Source organism: Amycolatopsis heterodermiae, from assembly GCF_034929455.1.
Lineage (GTDB): Bacteria > Actinomycetota > Actinomycetes > Mycobacteriales > Pseudonocardiaceae > Amycolatopsis > Amycolatopsis heterodermiae.
Map to the genome: position 1 here is coordinate 380,109 of NZ_JAYFSI010000009.1, position 16,579 is coordinate 396,687.

Below are 16,579 nucleotides of genomic sequence, written 5' to 3' on the forward strand. Positions count from 1 at the left end.
CCCGGACAGTTCCGGTCCTCGATTCGACGCGTCCGGAGCCGTGATCCATACTTCCGGCCATGGCCGAGCTCGCCGCCCCCGCCGTCGGGGACTGGGACTTCCCGCGCGGTACCGCCAGCATCGAGCTGATGACCCGGTTCGCCGCCGACCGCGGCCTGGCTGCCGGACGCCTGCTCTCGGCGACGTCGTTGTCCCCGGACCTGCTCGCCGACCCCGCCGCGCAGGTCGACGCGCGACAGGAGCTCGCCGTCGTGCGCGCGCTGGCCGCATTGGACGGTTCGGACGCGGCGGCGCTCGAGCTGGGGCGCCGCTACCGCGTCACCACCTTCGGGATCTTCGGGTTCGCCTGCATCAGCAGCCCGACCCTGCGTGACGCGATGCTGTTCGCGTTGCGCTACTTCGACCTGAGCTTCGCGTTCTGCATCCCGCACGTCGTCACCGAGGGCGACCGGATCATCCTGGAGCTCGACGACAGCCGCGTGCCGCCCGACGTCGCCCGGTTCCTGGTGCTGCGCGACCTGTCCGCGATCTTCGCCGTGATGCGGGACCTGCTGCCCGAGATCGCGCTGGACGACCTGACCTTCCGTCACGAAGCGTCCACAGTGGACGCCTACGTGACGGCGTTCGGGGTCGAGCCCCGGTTCGGCGCCGACGCCTGCCGCGCCACCCTCGACCCGGCGTTCCTCGCGCTGCCGTTGCCGCAGGCCAACGAGCAGACCGTCGCGCTCTGCGCCGCGCAGTGCGAGGTTCTCGTCGCCCGCAAGCGGCAGCGCTCCGGGATCCCCCAGCAGGTGCGCGAACGCCTGGTGCGCCTCGGCGGTGTCGACGCCGGGATGGACGAGATCGCCCGCCAGCTCACGCTCAGCACCCGGACGCTCCGGCGCCGGCTGGCCGAGGCCGGGACGAACTACCGCGCGCTGGTCGACGAGGTCCGCCAGGCGCTCGCCGAGGAACTGCTCGACACCGGCGTGCTGTCCGTCGAGGACGTCGCGTACCGGCTCGGGTACGCCGAGGCGTCGAGCTTCATCTACGCGTTCAAGCGCTGGACCGGGATGACGCCCGCGGCGTACGCCCGCCGGTTCCGCGCGGCTCGGCAAGCACCGCCGGGTAGGTGAGCTTCAGCAGGTTGAGGATCGAATCGGTGAGGAACACGCGCAACGCCGTCCGGTCCAAAGTGCCCCGGATGAGCCATTCCCGCGACGCCGCCCGCAGCATCCCGCCGAACGACCTGATCATCGCGCGCAGCTCTTCGCGGCCCTCGGTCACATCCGTCATCAACGCGGCTTCGAGCACGCGGTCGGCGGCGATCTCGTCGGCCTCCAGCATGATCCGCTCGATCTCCGGGTCGCGGCCCGCCGACTCCGGCCCGATGGCGGTCAGCCAGGCGTCGCGGTTGCGGTCCACGACGTCGATCCAGCGTTCGACGCCGATCGCCAGCCGCTGCTCCATGGTGGTGTCCGGCAGGGCCTCGGTGACCGGCGCCGGCACGATCATCATCTGCCGCACCACTTCCAGGTACAGCTCGCGCTTCCCGCCGAAGTAGTGGTTGATCAGCGGGCGCGCCACCCCGGCCGCCACGGCGATGTCCGAAGTGGACACCGATGCGTAGCTGCCGGCGCCGAACAGCCGCCGGGCGGCGGCGAGGATCTCGGCGCGCCGCTCGGCCGGTTCGAGCCGCCGTCGCCGTGGCCGCGTTCCGCTGGTCATCCGCTCAGCCTCGCCGGGGAGCGGCACGCTGTCAACAAGTAGTTGACTTCTCGTCAAGAGAGTGACTCCGTTTGCGGGCAACCGAAGTTTCGCGTCAACGACTGTCGTTACGCAACCGGAACAACCCGCCGGTAACTTCCCGGCGCCGGGACGCGACGAGACGGCAGGGGGTCCGTGTGACCGGGGGAAGGAACAGATGACCGAAGACGGCGCGCCGATCCGGCCGGCCGGACGCTGGGTGAGCGTCCGCCTGCAGCATCGTCACGTCAGCTTCGACGACGCCTTCGAGCCCGACGAACCGCTGCCCGACGGCGACTGCGCGGACGAGGCTTCGGTGTCCTACTCGGGCATCGTGATCGCCAGCTACGACGAGGGGACGAAGATCGCCGAACGCTGGATCCCGCTCGGCGTCGACCCGTCCGAAGCCGACGACGAAGAACTCATCGAGCAGCTGCGGGAAGCCCTTCTCTGGCAAGCGGGGCGCCCGCCCCAGGAAGCCTCCGGCGAGTGACTACGTCTCCGTGCGCAGGCCTTCGAACGCCACCTTGCACACCGCGTCCGCCACTTCGGTCGCCGACGAGCCGCGCCGCGGGCGGTACCACTCGATCAGCGAGTTGACCATGCCGAAGATGAGCCGCGCGGTCACCGCCGGGTCGACGTCCGGGCGGATGTCGCCCTCGGTTTCGGCCTGCTTCACCAGGTCCGTCACCAGGAGGTCGAATTCGCGCCGCCGGGCCAGCGCGGCGCGTTCCACCTTCGTGTTGCCGCGCACCCGCAGCAGCAGCGTGACGAACGGCAACCGGTCGGCCAGCACCAGCACGCTGCCGCGCACCAGGTGCTCCAGCCGGTCGACCGCCCGTCCGTCCAGTTCGGTGGCTTCCGCGGCGACGGCGAACAGCCCGTCCAGGGCGCGGTCCACCGACAGCCGCAGCAGTTCTTCCTTGCTGGGCACGTGGTGGTAAATGGCCGACTTCGTGATGCCGAGCTTGCGGGAGAGGTCCTCCATGCTCGTGCCGTCGTACCCGCGTTCGTTGAACAGCTTCACCGCCACCTGCAGCAGTGATTCGAGGTCGTAACCGGGACGCCCGCGCCGGGGTGCCGTCACGGCGTTTCCCGCTGGTCGACGATCCGCCGCATCTTGCCCATCGACCGCTCGAGCGTGTCCGGGTCGACGACGTCGACCGACACCGTCACGCCGACGCCGTCCTTGATCGCCGCGACCAGCGACGACGCGGCCGAGTCCCGTGAAGCAGCCGAAGCGTCGTGCCGGGCTTCGACGAGCACGGTCAGGTGGTCGAGGCGGCCACGGGTGGACCGGACGAGCTGGAAGTGCGGGCTCAGCGCGTCCGTGCGCAGCACGATCTCCTCGATCTGGGTGGGGAAGACGTTGACCCCGCGCAGGATGATCAGGTCGTCGGTGCGCCCGGTGACCTTGTCCATCCGCCGGAACGCCGGCCGCGCGGTGCCCGGGTTCAACGCCGTCAGATCGCGGGTGCGGTACCGGATGATCGGCAGCGCCTGCTTGGTCAGCGACGTGAACACCAGCTCGCCGGTCTCACCGCTGCCCAGCACGTTTTCGTCGAAGGGGTCGATTACCTCGGGGAAGAAGTGGTCCTCCCAGATGTGCAGGCCGTCCTTGGTCTCGACGCACTCCTGCGCGACCCCCGGGCCCATCACCTCGGACAGACCGTAGATGTCGACGGCGTCGATCGCGAACCGCTCCTCGATCTCCGACCGCATCTGCTCGGTCCACGGCTCGGCGCCGAAGATCCCGACCTGCAGGGAACTTGCGCGCGGGTCGACGCCCTGGCGCTCGAACTCGTCGAGCAGCGTCAGCATGTACGACGGCGTCACCATGATGATCTCGGGCTGGAAGTCCGTGATCAGCTGCACCTGCCGCGCGGTCATCCCGCCGGACGCCGGAATCACCGTGCAGCCCAGCTTTTCCGCGCCGTAGTGCGCGCCGAGACCGCCGGTGAACAGGCCGTAACCGTACGCGTTGTGCAGCTTGTGGCCCGGACGGCCGCCCGCCGCGTGGATCGAGCGGGCCATCACCGTGGCCCAGGTGTCGATGTCCTGCTCGGTGTACCCGACGACGGTCGCCTTGCCGGTCGTGCCGCTGGAGGCGTGGATCCGCCGCACCTGGTCCTGCGGCACGGCGAACATCCCGAACGGGTAGTTCTCGCGCAGGTCCTGCTTGGTGGTGAACGGGAACTTCGCGAGGTCGGAGAGTTCCTTGCAGTCGTCCGGGTGGACGCCCGCTTCGTCGAACTTCTTCGTGTACGCGGGCACGTTCGTGTAGGCGTGCCTGAGTGTCCACTGCAGACGCTCGAGCTGCAGCGCGGCCAGCTCGTCGGCGGAGGGGTTCGCCTCGATCATGCTTCGTCCCGTTTCCCGGAGATGACGCGGCTGCGGCCGCGGAATTCGGCGACGACTTCCGGTCCCGCGGGGGTCTCCCGCTGCACGGTGACGTCGTAGATGCCGTTGCGGCCGTAGCGGGTGCGCTCGGTGGCCGTCGCGACGAGGTGGTCGCCGAGCCGGCCGGCGGCGACGAAGGAGATTTCGGCGCCCGCGGCGACGGTGACCGGGCCGTGGGTGTTGCAGGCGCAGGCGAAGGCCGTGTCGGCGAGCAGGAAGACGTACCCGCCGTGCGCGATGTCGTGCCCGTTGACCATCGACGACGTGATCGTCATCGTCGCGACCGCGCGCCCGTCGCCCGCCTCGACCAGTTCGATGCCCAGCGCGCGGGATGCCTCGTCGGCGGCGAACATGGTGTGCGCGGCGTTGGTCATGCACCCTCCGGCTCGACTGACCGAATGGACGGTCACCTGTGGTGCGGCTCAGTAAAGGCAGAGGTCGAGGCCGGTGTCAAGCGCCGGGGCCTTCCGATCTCGGCGGCCAGCGGCTACGATGGAAATACTGAACGTCCGGTAGGTAATTCGGTGGAGAGGTCGGACTCGATGGGTTTGCTGCGCAGCTACGTCTCGGGCGGGTGGCACACGGCGGCGGAAGACGGTGTCCCGCTGCACGACGCCACCACCGGGGAAGAGGTCGCCCGGGTCTCGTCGGCGGGCGTCGACTTCGCGGGTGCCCTGGAGTACGGCCGCCGCGTGGGTGGCCCGGCGCTGCGCGAGCTGACGTTCCACCAGCGTGCCGCGCTGCTCAAGGCCCTGGCGTCGCACCTGCGCGAGCACCGCGAGGAGCTGTACGCACTCTCCGCGCGGACCGGCGCCACGCTGGGTGACTCGAAGTTCGACATCGACGGCGGCATCGGCGTCCTGTTCAGCTACGCGTCCAAGGGCAAGCGCGAGCTGCCGAACGACACCGTCTACGTCGAGGGCAACGTCGAGCCGCTGTCGCGCGAGGGCACGTTCGTCGCCCAGCACATCGCCACCCCGCTGCGGGGTGTCGCGGTCCAGATCAACGCGTTCAACTTCCCCGTCTGGGGCCCGCTGGAGAAGTTCGCCCCGGCGTTCCTCGCGGGCGTCCCGAGCCTGGTCAAGCCCGCGAGCCAGACGGCCTACCTCACCGCCCGGCTGGTCGAACTGATCATCGAGTCCGGGATCCTGCCCGAGGGTTCGCTGCAGTTCGTCGCCGGCAGCGTCGGCGACCTGCTCGACCACGTGACCGCGCAGGACCTGGTGTCGTTCACCGGCTCGGCGTCGACCGCGCAGAAGCTGCGCGCGCACCCGGCGATCATCCGCAACGCCGTCCGCTTCAACGCCGAGGCCGACTCGCTGAACTGCTCGATCCTCGGCCCCGACGCGCGCCCCGGCACCACCGAGTTCGACCTCTACGTCAAGCAGCTGACCTCGGAGATGACGGTCAAGGCCGGCCAGAAGTGCACGGCCATCCGCCGCGCGTTCGTACCCGCCGACCTGCTCGACGACGTCGCCGCGGCCGCTTCCGCGCGGCTCGCGAAGGTGACTGTCGGCAACCCGACCGCCGAGGGCGTCCGGATGGGCGCCCTGGCCAGCCTGGAGCAGCGCGAAGAGGTCCGGCGCTCGCTCAAGGCCCTGCTCGACGCCGGCAGCGTCGTGTTCGGCGACCCGGAGAAGGTCGACGTCGTCGACGCCGATGCCGAGCGCGGCGCGTTCCTCTCGCCGGTGCTGCTGAAGGCCGACCCGGAGCGCTCCGAGCCGCACGAGGTCGAGGCGTTCGGCCCGGTTTCGACGCTGCTGCCGTACACGTCGACCGAGCAGGTCGTCGAGCTGGCGGCGCGCGGCGGCGGCAGCCTGGCCGGCTCGATCGTCAGCGCCGACAAGGAGTTCGTGCGGGACGTCATCCTCGGCGCGGCGCCGTACCACGGCCGGCTGCTGGTCCTGGACGCCGACGACGCCAAGGAGTCCACCGGTCACGGCTCGCCGATGCCGCAGCTGGTCCACGGCGGCCCGGGCCGCGCGGGCGGCGGCGAGGAGATGGGCGGCATCCGCGGCGTGCTGCACCACATGCAGCGCACGGCCGTGCAGGGCTCGCCCGCGGTCCTGAGCGCGGTCACCGGCCGCTGGGTCACCGGCGCGCCGCGCACCGAGGGTGACGTCCACCCGTTCCGGAAGTCCCTGGCCGAGCTGAAGATCGGCGACTCGGTGGTCGCCGGGCCGCGCACGGTCCTGCAGTCCGACGTCGACCACTTCGCCGAGTTCACCGGCGACACGTTCTACGCGCACACCGACCCCGAGGCCGCGGCCGCGAACCCGCTGTTCGGCGGGATCGTCGCGCACGGCTACCTGGTCGTCTCGTTCGCCGCCGGCCTGTTCGTCTCGCCCGAGCCCGGCCCGGTCCTCGCCAACTACGGCCTGGAGAACCTGCGGTTCCTGACGCCGGTCAAGGTGGACGACGCGCTGACCGTGACCCTGACCGCCAAGCAGATCACGCCGCGCATCGACCAGGAGTACGGCGAGGTCCGCTGGGACGCCGACGTGACCAACCAGGACGGCGACTCCGTCGCGAAGTACGACGTCCTGACCCTCGTGTCGAAGGAGCAGCCGTGACCGCTGTCGACTCCCTTAAAGAGCAGTTCGAGGCCGTTATCGAGCGCGACCAGCGCATCGAGCCGCGCGACTGGGTGCCCGAGGGCTACCGCAAGACGATGGTCCGGCAGATCGCGCAGCACGCGCACTCCGAGATCATCGGCATGCAGCCCGAAGGCCGCTGGATCACGCGCGCGCCTTCGTTGCGCCGCAAGGCGATCCTGCTCGCCAAGGTGCAGGACGAGGCCGGCCACGGGCTCTACCTGTACTCGGCGGCGGCGACACTCGGTGCCGACCGCGCGGACCTGACCGACAAGCTGATCACCGGCAAGCAGAAGTACTCGTCGATCTTCAACTACCCGACGCTGACCTTCGCCGACGTCGGCGTGATCGGCTGGCTGGTCGACGGCGCGGCGATCTGCAACCAGGTGCCGCTGTGCCGCAGCTCTTACGGGCCGTACGCGCGGGCGATGATCCGCATCTGCAAGGAGGAGTCCTTCCACCAGCGGCAGGGGTACGAGCTGCTGATGACGATGATGAAGGGCACCCAGCAGCAGCGGGACATGGTCCAGGAGGCCGTGAACCGCTGGTGGTGGCCGTCGCTGATGATGTTCGGCCCGCCGGACGCCGACTCGCCGAACACCGCGCAGTCGATGGCGTGGAAGGTCAAGCGCCACACCAACGACGAGCTGCGGCAGCGCTTCGTCGACATGTCGGTGCCGCAGGCTTCCGCGCTCGGCGTCACGTTCCCGGATCCTGCTCTGCGCTGGAATTCCGAGCGTGAGCACTACGACTTCGGCGCGGTCGACTGGGACGAGTTCAAGAACGTGCTGAAGGGCAACGGCCCGTGCAACGCCTCGCGCGTCGCGCACCGGCGTCGCGCCCACGACGAAGGCGCGTGGGTCCGCGAAGCCGCCGTCGCACACGCCGAGAAGAAGGGTTCGCGATGAAGCACGACTGGCCGTTGTACGAGGTGTTCGTCCGGGGCAAGCGCGGGCTGAACCACGTGCACGTCGGCTCGCTGCACGCGGCCGACGACGAGATGGCGCTGCACCACGCGCGTGACCTGTACACGCGGCGCAACGAAGGCGTGTCGATCTGGGTCGTCCGCGCCTCCGACATCACGGCGTCCTCGCCGGACGAGAAGGACCCGTTCTTCGCGCCGAGCGGCGACAAGGTCTACCGGCACCCGACGTTCTACGACATCCCCGAGGAGGTGCCGCACATATGAGTTTCGACAACGTCTACGAGTCGCTGACCGAGGAGAACGACGCCCGCTGGGCGTTCGGCACCGGCTTCGAGGACCCGCTGTCCGGAGTGGACACTTCGGTACCGTCCGGTGTGGACGGTGCTTCGCTGGCCGCCTACTGCCTGATGCTGGGCGACGACGCGCTGATCTTCTCGCACCGGCTGCAGGAGTGGTGCACCAACGCGCCCGAGCTGGAGGACGAGGTCGCGCTCGCGAACATCGGCCTCGACCTGCTCGGCCAGGCGCGGCTGCTGCTCGCGCGCTCCGGCAAGGCCGACGGTTCTTCGCGCTCGGAAGACTCGTTCGCGTTCGACCGCGTCGAAAACGAGTTCCGCAACGTCCGGCTCGCGGAGCTGGGCGGCGGCCACTTCGGCCACCTGATCGCGCGGCTGTTCGTGTTCTCGACGTGGCGCCTGGCGCTGCTGCAGCGGCTGGTGTCGTCGGTGGACCCGGTGCTGGCGGCCATCGCGGACAAGGGCGTCAAGGAAGTCACCTACCACCGCGACTACGCGGGGCAGTGGCTCGTCCGGCTCGGCGACGGCACCCCGCTGTCGCACGAGCGGATGCAGGAGGGCCTCGACGCGGTCTGGCCGTACGTCGGCGAGCTGTTCCGCACGCACCCGCTCGAGCTGGTGGACGCGGCTTCGCTGCGCCCGGAGTTCGATGCGGTACTGGACCAGGTGCTTGCGGCGTCGACCCTGGCCCGGCCTTCGTCGGGTGACATCGCCGGTGTGTCCGGCCGGACGGGCCGCGACGGCGTCCACACCGAGCAGCTGGGGTTCCTGCTGGCGGAGCTGCAGAGCGTGGCCCGGGCGATGCCGGACGCGCAGTGGTGACCGCGTCGTTGGTCGCCGCGACCGTCACCGACCCCGAGCTGCCGATGCTGACCCTGGCCGACCTGGGCGTGCTCCGCTCGGTGTCCGAAGTGGACGGCCGGGTGGTCGTCGCGATCACGCCGACCTACACCGGCTGCCCGGCGATGGACACGATGCGCGACGACCTGGAGCACGCGCTGGTCGGCGCGGGTTACGCGGACGTCGAGATCCGGACGCAGCTGTCGCCGTCGTGGTCGTCGGACTGGATCACGCCGGAGGGCCGCCGCAAGCTGGCCGAAGCGGGGATCGCGCCGCCGGGAGCGGCGCCGCGGCGGTCGGGCCCGATCCCGCTCACGCTGTCGGCGCCGGTGTCGGCGGTGCCGTGCCCGCTGTGCGGGTCCGCAGACACGGAGGAGCAGTCCCGCTTCGGCGCGACGGCGTGCAAGGCGCTGCGGCGCTGCCGGTCGTGCCAGGAGCCCTTCGAGCACGTCAAGGAGATCTAAGGTGGCGTTTCACCCCCTGAAGGTCGCGGGCATCGCGCGCCTGTGCGACGACGCTGTCGCCGTGACGTTCGACGTGCCCCCGGCGCTCGCCTCGGACTTCGACTTCAAACCGGGCCAGTCGCTGACTTTGCGCCGCTCGGTCGACGGCCGCGACGAGCGCCGTTCGTACTCGATCTGCGCGGCGGCGGGCACGGCCCCGCGAGTGGGCGTCCGCCTGGTCCCGGGCGGCTTGTTCTCGTCGTGGCTGCTGAACGACGTCCGCGCGGGCGACACGATCGAGGTCGCCCCGCCCACGGGCTCGTTCACCCCGGATCTGTCGGAGGGCGGCCACCACGTCCTGATCGCGGCGGGCTCGGGCATCACCCCGGTGCTGTCGATCGTGTCGTCCCTGCTGGCCACGCCGGACGCGACGGTGACGGTCCTGTACGGCAACCGCCGCACGGACACGGTGATGTTCGCGGACGAGCTGGCGGACCTGAAGGACCGCGCGCCGTCGCGCTTGGAGCTGATCCACGTGCTGTCCCGCGAGCCGCGCGAGGCGGAGCTGTTCACCGGCCGCTTGGACGTCCCGAAGCTGCAGCAGCTGTTCTCGTCCCTGGTCCCGGTGTCCACAGTGGACCACTTCTGGCTGTGTGGCCCGTTCGAGATGGTGACGGGCGCGCAGGAGCTGCTGACGTCCCTGTCCGTACCGCGGTCACGGATCCACCAGGAGCTGTTCTACGTCGACACCCCGCCGGAGCCGGTCGCGCACCTGGACCCCGAGGTCGCCGGAGAATCCTCGGAGGTCCGCGTGGTCCTGGACGGCCGCTCGTCGACGATGACGCTGCCCCGTTCCACCTCGGTCCTGGACGGCGCGCAGAAGTTCCGCCCGGACCTCCCGTTCGCCTGCAAGGGCGGCGTCTGCGGCACCTGCCGAGCCCGGGTCACGGAGGGAAAGGTGGACCTACGCCGCAACTTCGCCCTGGAGGACGCGGAGGTGGAGGCGGGTTTCGTACTGACGTGCCAGTCCTACCCGGTCTCGGAGACGATCACGGTGGACTACGACGCCTGAGGCCTGTGCCGTCGTTGTCCACAGGCCCGCTCACTTGTGGACAACTCGGCCCCTCAGGCCCGTTTCCCCGGTTCCGGACGGTGGTCGCCACTAGACTGGACCTGGGGACGCCCCCCTGGGAGTGGCGGGGGAGTTTCGGCGGGGCTCTCGGCTATGGCCCAAAACTTGCGGCGCTGACGAGGGTGCTTGGCTTCGGCGGCGCTGGCCCGGAGGAGGATCTGCCTTCGGCGCCGACCAGGGTGAGCGTGGAGCCGACGACGTCAGCTTCGTCGGGAGCGGTCGAAGTGCTCGTTCGGGTCCGGGATATGCGAGCCGCGTCCAAGACGGGTCGTGGAGGCTCCCACCGCTCGGGTGCCTGGGCCGGCTCGGTCCTCGTCGAGGAAGACCGCCGTTCGTGGACCGCGACCGAATTCGCCGTAGCTCAGGGAGCTTCGAAGTGGATTCAGGCGCCTGGGCGCACATCCGGATCGGCGAACCACTGGGGCGCTCTGGACGAGGCTTCGAGCGCGGCGGCGAGTCCGACGCGGCCTTGCCGAGCTTGAACCGGACATCGCGGAGTCGGCTGGAGCCCGACGGCAGGTCGGGGAGCAGCTGCCGGAGCTTGGCGTCCGAGATGTAGACCAGCTCACGCATGACCACAGCGCGGGCGAAACCGGGGCCAGCTTCAGAGCATGCGGCGACGTCGGCGTCGGCGGGTGGGGCTGGGGTCGGCCGGCTCGATCGCCGGGGCCGGTTCCGTGAGGCCCAGCATCTCCGCTGCCAGCTGCTGCGAGCTGGCGAAAGCGCCCGTCGGAACCTCGCGTGCGCGGCGCAGGGCCGACGGGCGGAGGCGGTTGTAACCCCGGACCGTCACCGGGCGGCGCTGGCGCAGCTCGTACGCCGGTTCCTCCGCCAGCTCCGTCGCCAGCTCGCGGTCGATCAGGATCGTGCCCGGGCGGGCCACCGACGTCAGACGGGCCGCCAGGTTGACCACCGAGCCGTAGACGTCGCCGAAGCGGTTCAGGACGCGGCCCGACGCCATGCCCGCGCGGACCGCCGGGATGCTCTCGTCCGCCGACGTGCGCTCGGTCAGGGCCAGCGCGATCTCCGCCGCGGCCACCGCCGTGTCGGCGACGAACAGGACCTCGTCGCCGATCATCTTGACCACCCGGCCGTGGTGCTCGGCGATCGTCTCCGTCGCGAGCAGCTCGAACGCGTCGAGCACGCGGCTCAGCTCGTCCTCGTCGATTTGGCGCGTCAGGCGCGTGTAGCCGACCATGTCCACGAAACCGACCACCTGGGTGCGCGTCTCGAGGCTCTCGTCCGGCGCGGCGAACGCCCGGCCGGCGTACGCCGCCAGGTGCCGTCGCCAGACGAAGTTCTGCACCTGCTCGAGTTCCGGCAGCAGCCGGTCGACGAGCCGGGCCACCTGGCGCTCGCTGCGGCCCAACTCCGGCTGCTCCTTGATCAGCTCGAACAGCATGTCGACCTGCCACTCGGCCAGCCGCGACAGGTGCTGGCCGAGCGCGCGCGTCACCGCCACCTCGATGCTCGGGTCGATCAGGCCCGACTGCACCAGCTGGTCCGCCGTCCGCATGGCCTCGACGTCGGCGTCGGTGAAGACCACCTCGTCGTCGGCGACGGTCGCGAACCCCAGCGCACGCCAGAGCCGGCGCGACCGGTCGTCGGGCACGCCGGCCTTCTCGGCCACTTCGAGCCGGGTGTACTTCCGCCTGCCGCCGAGCAGGATGCGCTCGAGCCGCTGCTGAAGTTCTTCACTCGAATCGGTCACGCTCAGGTCGTGTGCACGATCAGCACGTCCACACCGGACTTGCGCGCCACCTCCGACGGCACCGAGCCGAGGATCCGGCCCGCGATCGTGTTCAGCCCGCGGTTGCCGACCACCAGCAGGTCGGCCTCGCGCTCGAGCACGACCTTGCGCAGCGAGTCGACCGGGTCGCCCTTCACCGCGATGGTGTCGATCTTCTCGGCCCCCGCGCGCACCGCCCGGTCCCGCGCGGACTGCAGCGTGTCCTCGGCCGGCGCCGAGCCGACGACCTGGTAGGCCTCGTCACCCAGGACGTCCTGGGCCTTGTCGACGTCGGTCTTGCTGGCCGGGTAGAAGGCGCACGCGATGACGAGCGTCGCGCCCGCGTCGCCGGCCACCGCCGCCGCGCGGTCCACCGCCGCGAACGACGACTCCGAGCCGTCCGTGCCCACCACCACGGTCCGATATGCCGCACCCATGCGCAAAACCTCCAGGTGATCCCGCGTGAGCTGGGACGACAGCCGGTCGGAGTCGACCGCGCAGGCTCGTCCGCGCTCGTGTCGGGTGGAAGGTTACTCGCCAGTCGCTTTCTGCGCTCCGCTTGGCCGCGGACTGGGCTTCGGGACGGGCTTGGGCGTGGGCTTCGCGGCGGGCTTCGGCTTGGGAACGTCCGAGGCCCGGATCCGGATGGTCTCCTCGACGTCGCTCACCGGCTTCGTTTTCCCGGTGTCGGATTCGGCCGCCTGCCGGTCCGGTTTCAGGTCCGCGGCCTTCAGGTCGGTCGTGACCTCCGCGGGCACCTTCACGTCGTCGCCCAGGACGGTGTGCGCCTCCGCGAGCACCGCGCGCGCCGCGCGGACCTGCTCGGCCAGCCCGCCACGCACCTTGCGCAGCGAGTCGACGCGTTCGTTCGCCTGGGTGATCCGCCGGTTCGACTCCTCGGTCGCCGTCGTGACGCGGCGCCGCGCCTCGTCGGCGGCCTCCGCGAGCCGGGCGTTCGCCTCGTTGATCGAGTCCTGACGGCGCTTGTTCGCGTCCGCTACCGACTCCCGCTGACGGCGTTCGATCTCCGCCTTCGTGGAGGTCTCCTCCTCGAGGATCTTCGCGCGGATGTCGGCGGCGTCCTGGGTGGCCTCCTGGACGCGGCGCGCGGCCTCGGCCTTGCTCGCGGCCTCCTGCTCGGCCAGCACGCGCATCGCCTCGGTGCGGCGCGAAGCCATCGCGATCTCGAAGTCCTCTTCGACCTTCGTGCGCCGGTCCGACGACTCGGTGTCAAGCTTCGTGCGCTCGGCCTCGGCCTTGTCGGTGATCGTCTTGGCCTCGGCGCGGGCGTCCTCGAGCACCTTGCGGTGCTCCGCCTCCATCTCCTTGCGGCGCAGGTCGAGCTCGGTGAGCAGCTGCTCGTAGCGGGCGCGCATGGCGCTCGCGTCCGTCTCGGCCTTGGCCCGGATGTGGCCGGCTTCGGCCTCGGCGCGGGCCCGCGTGTCCGCGGACTCGTCCTGGGCCAGGCGCAGCATCCGCTGCAGCCGCTCCGAGAGGCCTTCGACGCTGGTGGGCGGCTGGGCCAGCCGGTCGACCTGCCCGCGCAGGTCCGCGATCTCGCCGCGCGCGATCTCCAGCTGCCGGGCCAGGTCGCCGGCCTGCGCGATGGCGGCGTCCCGATCCGCGGTGAGCATCTTCAGGTCGGCGTCCAGCCGTTCGAGGTGCTCGTCGACCTGTGCTCGGCTGTACCCGCGCTTCGCCACGTCGAAGCCGGCTCCCAGCGGCACAAGCTCCCGTTCATCGCCAAGGCTCATGCGCCTACCGTAGTCGCAGCCGGGTCACGGAAGGGTGAGCACCCGGGGCCTGCGCCGAAAGTGCCGCCTGATGCGGCGAAAGGAACTGCCCGGATCGGGCCGGATCCGGGCGGATCCCGACGCCGCGATCCGGGCCCTTTCCGTTCAGGCGCCGCGAAACGCGTTGATCCCTTCGAGGTGCTTCGCGCGCTTCTCTTCGTCGCGGACGCCGAGGCCTTCCTGCGGCGCGAGCGCGAGCACGCCGACCTTGCCCTGGTGCGCGTTGCGGTGGACGTCCAGCGCGGCTTGCCCGGTCTCCTCGAGCGAGTACGTCTTCGACAGCGTCGGGTGGATCAGGCCCTTCGCGATCAGCCGGTTCGCCTCCCAGGACTCGCGGTAGTTCGCGAAGTGGGAGCCGATGATCCGCTTCAGGTTCATCCACAGGTAGCGGTTGTCGTACTGGTGCATGTATCCCGAGGTCGAAGCGCAGGTGACGATCGTGCCGCCCTTGCGCGCGGCGTAGACGGACGCGCCGAACGTCTCCCGGCCCGGGTGCTCGAACACGATGTCCGGGTCCTCGCCGCCGGTCAGCTCGCGGATCTTCGCGCCGAGGCGCTGCCACTCCTTCGGGTCCTGCTCGGTGTCGCTCTTCCAGAACTGGTACGCCTCGGCGCTGCGGTCGATGATCAGCTCGGCGCCGAGCTTGCGGCAGATCGCGGCCTTCTCGGGGCTGGAGACGACGCACACCGGGATGGCCCCGCCGTTGAGCGCGTACTGCGTCGCGTAGGAGCCGAGGCCGCCCGAAGCGCCCCAGATCAGGACGACGTCACCCTGCTTCATGTCCGCGCCGTTGCGCGAGACGAGCTGGCGGTAGGCGGTGGAGTTGACCAGCCCGGGGGAGGCGGCCTCCTCCCAGGTGAGGTGGTCCGGCTTCGGCATCAGCTGGTTCGCCTTGACCAGCGCGACTTCGGCGAGCCCGCCGAAGTTCGTCTCGAAGCCCCAGATCCGCTGCTCGGTGTCGAGCATCGTGTCGTTGTGCCCGTCCGGGCTCTCCAGCTCGACGTTCAGGCAGTGCGCGACGACCTCGTCGCCCGGCTTCCAGTTGTGCACGCCGACGCCGGTGCGCAGCACGACGCCGGACAAGTCCGAGCCGACCACGTGGTACGGCAGGTCGTGCCGCTTCGCCAGCGGCGAGAGCCTGCCGTACTTCTTGAGGAACTTGAACGTGGGGATCGGCTCGAAGATCGACGTCCACACGGTGTTGTAGTTGATCGCGCTCGCCATGACGGCGACCAGCGCCTCGCCGGGGCCCAGCTCCGGGACGGGCACCTCGTCCACGTGCAGCGACTTGCGCGGGTCCTTGTCCCGGCTCTCGAGGCCGTCGAACATGTCGACCTCGTCCTCGTGGACGGTCACCCCCCGGTAGCTCTCGGGCACGGGCAGCGAGCCGACCGCGGCGGACTCGCCGTTCAGGATGGCCTGCTGGATCTCGCCGAGCTGCGTCATCGGTTCCTCCGGAAATGGGGGTCAACGGCGTTGGCGGCAGAAATTACTCGCCGGTAACTCTGGCCTGCAACTGTACGAGACGAGCAGCACGATTACACCCTCAACTGTGACGGACCAATCTTGACCGGCTGGCCAGTCAAAGCGGATGATCGAGGTAGGGAAGACATCCCGACCAGCAGGATCACCTACGGAGGTGAGCACGAATGAGTGAAGTCTCTACGCGCGCGTGGACCCGGCCCCACGACTGGGCCGAGGTCGTCATCGGCGTCGTTGCCGCTCTTTCACCCCTTTGGCTGAGCACGGACAGCACCGTGATGTGGACGATGGTCGTCCTGGGAGCGCTGATCGCCCTCGACGGCCTGGTTTCCCTCGGGGTGCCCGGGGCCGTCTACGGCGAAGGCATCCAGATCGCACTCGGCGTGCTGCTCTTCATCGCGCCGTGGGTGATGGGATACACCGAGTTCAACGGCGCGTCCTGGACGTCCTGGATCGCCGGGGTGCTGACGGTCGTCGCCGGCGCGGCAGCGATGCCGGTCGCGAGCGCCGCGCACCGCACGGCAGGCCAGCACTGAGCGACCAGGAGGCACCGGAATGACCGAGGATTCGGCGAAGGAGCGCATTCTCTGCGCAGCCGAGGCACTCTTCGCCGAATCCGGCTTCGACGCCACCCCGACCTCCCGCATCGCGGAGCGGGCCGGGGTGCCGAAGGGGCTGGTGCACTACTACTTCCGGCACAAGGCGGACCTGCTGACGGCGCTGGTCGAGCGCCTCCCGGACGAGCGCATCGAGCCGGCGGTGGTCGTCGTCCCCGGCGACCTGGCCGGCAGCCTGCGACGGCTCGTCCGCGAACTGGACCACCGCTTCAGCCGGTCACTCGGGCTTTCGCACCTGCTGTGGCGCGAGGCCGACACCCACCACGTCGTCCGCGACGCCCTCCACGAGCGCTTCCAGGTCCTGGTGCGCCAGGTCCGCTCGGTGATCCTGGCGGCCACCGGCGGCGGGTTGCCGGCCGTCGACGTGGACCGAGCGTCGGGCCTGCTCGCCCGCGCGGTCAGCCATCGGCACGCGACGGCGAGGCACGCGGAGAACGACCTCCCCGCCGAGTTCGACGGCGAGCTCACCTTCATCGCCGAATCGCTCGCCGCGAAGGTCGCGCCCGCTTAGGACAGCTGGGGCTTCAATCGGCCGCGACATGCCGGGCCGGTGGCGGCCGTTCGGCGGTGCGGGTCACGCTTCCCCGCCCCCCCCCCCCCCCC

18 protein-coding genes are annotated in these 16,579 nt (G+C 70.4%); 10 read left to right on the top strand and 8 right to left on the bottom strand.

What is annotated here, in order from left to right:
• Positions 1-59: 59 nt before the first annotated feature.
• The gene (locus VA596_RS33975) at positions 60-1,115 is read left to right on the top strand and encodes an AraC family transcriptional regulator (protein WP_323332453.1); all 1,056 of its coding nucleotides are present in this window, start codon (positions 60-62) and stop codon (positions 1,113-1,115) included.
• On the opposite strand, the gene VA596_RS33980 is transcribed toward VA596_RS33975, so the two are convergent.
• Positions 1,036-1,707 (bottom strand): TetR/AcrR family transcriptional regulator, encoded by a 672-nt coding sequence (locus tag VA596_RS33980; protein ID WP_323332455.1) that lies wholly within the window; start codon positions 1,705-1,707, stop codon positions 1,036-1,038. The two genes, VA596_RS33975 and VA596_RS33980, sit on opposite strands and share 80 nt — an antisense overlap.
• Positions 1,708-1,903: 196 nt before the next feature.
• Here VA596_RS33980 and VA596_RS33985 point away from each other — a divergent pair, with 196 nt between their 5' ends.
• Positions 1,904-2,218: a hypothetical protein gene (locus VA596_RS33985; protein WP_323332457.1), complete on the top strand. Its 315-nt coding sequence runs from the start codon at positions 1,904-1,906 to the stop codon at positions 2,216-2,218.
• Here VA596_RS33985 and VA596_RS33990 read toward each other — a convergent pair whose 3' ends face one another.
• Genes VA596_RS33990 through paaI form a run of 3 tightly spaced genes read right to left on the bottom strand, consistent with a single transcriptional unit; the run spans position 2,219 to position 4,499 of the window.
• Complete coding sequence (locus VA596_RS33990; RefSeq protein WP_323332459.1) at positions 2,219-2,812, bottom strand: TetR/AcrR family transcriptional regulator; 594 nt, start codon at positions 2,810-2,812, stop codon at positions 2,219-2,221.
• Positions 2,809-4,086, bottom strand: a complete 1,278-nt coding sequence (gene paaK / locus VA596_RS33995; protein WP_323332461.1) for a phenylacetate--CoA ligase PaaK — start codon at positions 4,084-4,086, stop codon at positions 2,809-2,811. Before paaK ends, VA596_RS33990 begins: the two co-directional genes overlap by 4 nt.
• Entirely contained in the window at positions 4,083-4,499 is a 417-nt protein-coding gene (gene paaI, locus VA596_RS34000) for a hydroxyphenylacetyl-CoA thioesterase PaaI (RefSeq protein ID WP_323332463.1), read from the bottom strand. The genes paaK and paaI overlap by 4 nt, the downstream gene beginning before the upstream one ends.
• Before the next feature lie 168 nt (positions 4,500-4,667).
• Between paaI and paaZ the strand changes: the two genes are divergently transcribed.
• The 6 genes from paaZ to paaE are packed head-to-tail and all read left to right on the top strand — an operon-like array spanning position 4,668 to position 10,295.
• A complete protein-coding gene (paaZ, locus tag VA596_RS34005; protein WP_323332465.1) occupies positions 4,668-6,698 on the top strand; it encodes a phenylacetic acid degradation bifunctional protein PaaZ in 2,031 nt (676 codons plus the stop codon).
• Positions 6,695-7,627, top strand: a complete 933-nt coding sequence (gene paaA / locus VA596_RS34010; protein WP_323332467.1) for a 1,2-phenylacetyl-CoA epoxidase subunit PaaA — start codon at positions 6,695-6,697, stop codon at positions 7,625-7,627. Before paaZ ends, paaA begins: the two co-directional genes overlap by 4 nt.
• Positions 7,624-7,908 (top strand): 1,2-phenylacetyl-CoA epoxidase subunit PaaB, encoded by a 285-nt coding sequence (gene paaB, locus VA596_RS34015; RefSeq protein WP_323332469.1) that lies wholly within the window; start codon positions 7,624-7,626, stop codon positions 7,906-7,908. The genes paaA and paaB overlap by 4 nt, the downstream gene beginning before the upstream one ends.
• Positions 7,905-8,762 carry a 1,2-phenylacetyl-CoA epoxidase subunit PaaC gene (paaC, locus tag VA596_RS34020; protein WP_323332471.1) on the top strand — a complete coding sequence of 286 codons (858 nt, stop codon included), beginning with the start codon at positions 7,905-7,907 and terminating at the stop codon, positions 8,760-8,762. The genes paaB and paaC overlap by 4 nt, the downstream gene beginning before the upstream one ends.
• Positions 8,756-9,244: a 1,2-phenylacetyl-CoA epoxidase subunit PaaD gene (gene paaD, locus VA596_RS34025; RefSeq protein ID WP_323332473.1), complete on the top strand. Its 489-nt coding sequence runs from the start codon at positions 8,756-8,758 to the stop codon at positions 9,242-9,244. The genes paaC and paaD overlap by 7 nt, the downstream gene beginning before the upstream one ends.
• Position 9,245: 1 nt before the next feature.
• Entirely contained in the window at positions 9,246-10,295 is a 1,050-nt protein-coding gene (gene paaE, locus VA596_RS34030; protein WP_323332475.1) for a 1,2-phenylacetyl-CoA epoxidase subunit PaaE, read from the top strand.
• A 664-nt stretch (positions 10,296-10,959) separates the two neighbouring features.
• Here paaE and VA596_RS34035 read toward each other — a convergent pair.
• The 4 genes from VA596_RS34035 to ccrA form a co-directional block, all read right to left on the bottom strand.
• Complete coding sequence (locus VA596_RS34035; RefSeq protein WP_323332477.1) at positions 10,960-12,066, bottom strand: adenylate/guanylate cyclase domain-containing protein; 1,107 nt, start codon at positions 12,064-12,066, stop codon at positions 10,960-10,962.
• 2 nt (positions 12,067-12,068) lie between these two features.
• On the bottom strand, positions 12,069-12,521 hold the full coding sequence (locus VA596_RS34040) for a universal stress protein (protein ID WP_323332478.1): 453 nt from the start codon (positions 12,519-12,521) through the stop codon (positions 12,069-12,071).
• Between the two features lie 93 nt (positions 12,522-12,614).
• On the bottom strand, positions 12,615-13,811 hold the full coding sequence (locus VA596_RS34045) for a coiled-coil domain-containing protein (protein ID WP_410171948.1): 1,197 nt from the start codon (positions 13,809-13,811) through the stop codon (positions 12,615-12,617).
• A gap of 171 nt (positions 13,812-13,982) precedes the next feature.
• Positions 13,983-15,323, bottom strand: a complete 1,341-nt coding sequence (gene ccrA, locus VA596_RS34050; protein WP_323332481.1) for a crotonyl-CoA carboxylase/reductase — start codon at positions 15,321-15,323, stop codon at positions 13,983-13,985.
• Between the two features lie 203 nt (positions 15,324-15,526).
• On the opposite strand from ccrA, the gene VA596_RS34055 reads away from it, so the two are divergent.
• Together VA596_RS34055 and VA596_RS34060 are read left to right on the top strand one after the other, a co-directional pair.
• Complete coding sequence (locus VA596_RS34055) at positions 15,527-15,895, top strand: SPW repeat protein (RefSeq protein WP_323332483.1); 369 nt, start codon at positions 15,527-15,529, stop codon at positions 15,893-15,895.
• A gap of 19 nt (positions 15,896-15,914) precedes the next feature.
• Entirely contained in the window at positions 15,915-16,487 is a 573-nt protein-coding gene (locus VA596_RS34060; protein WP_323332485.1) for a TetR/AcrR family transcriptional regulator, read from the top strand.
• The last annotated feature ends 92 nt before the right edge of the window (positions 16,488-16,579 follow it).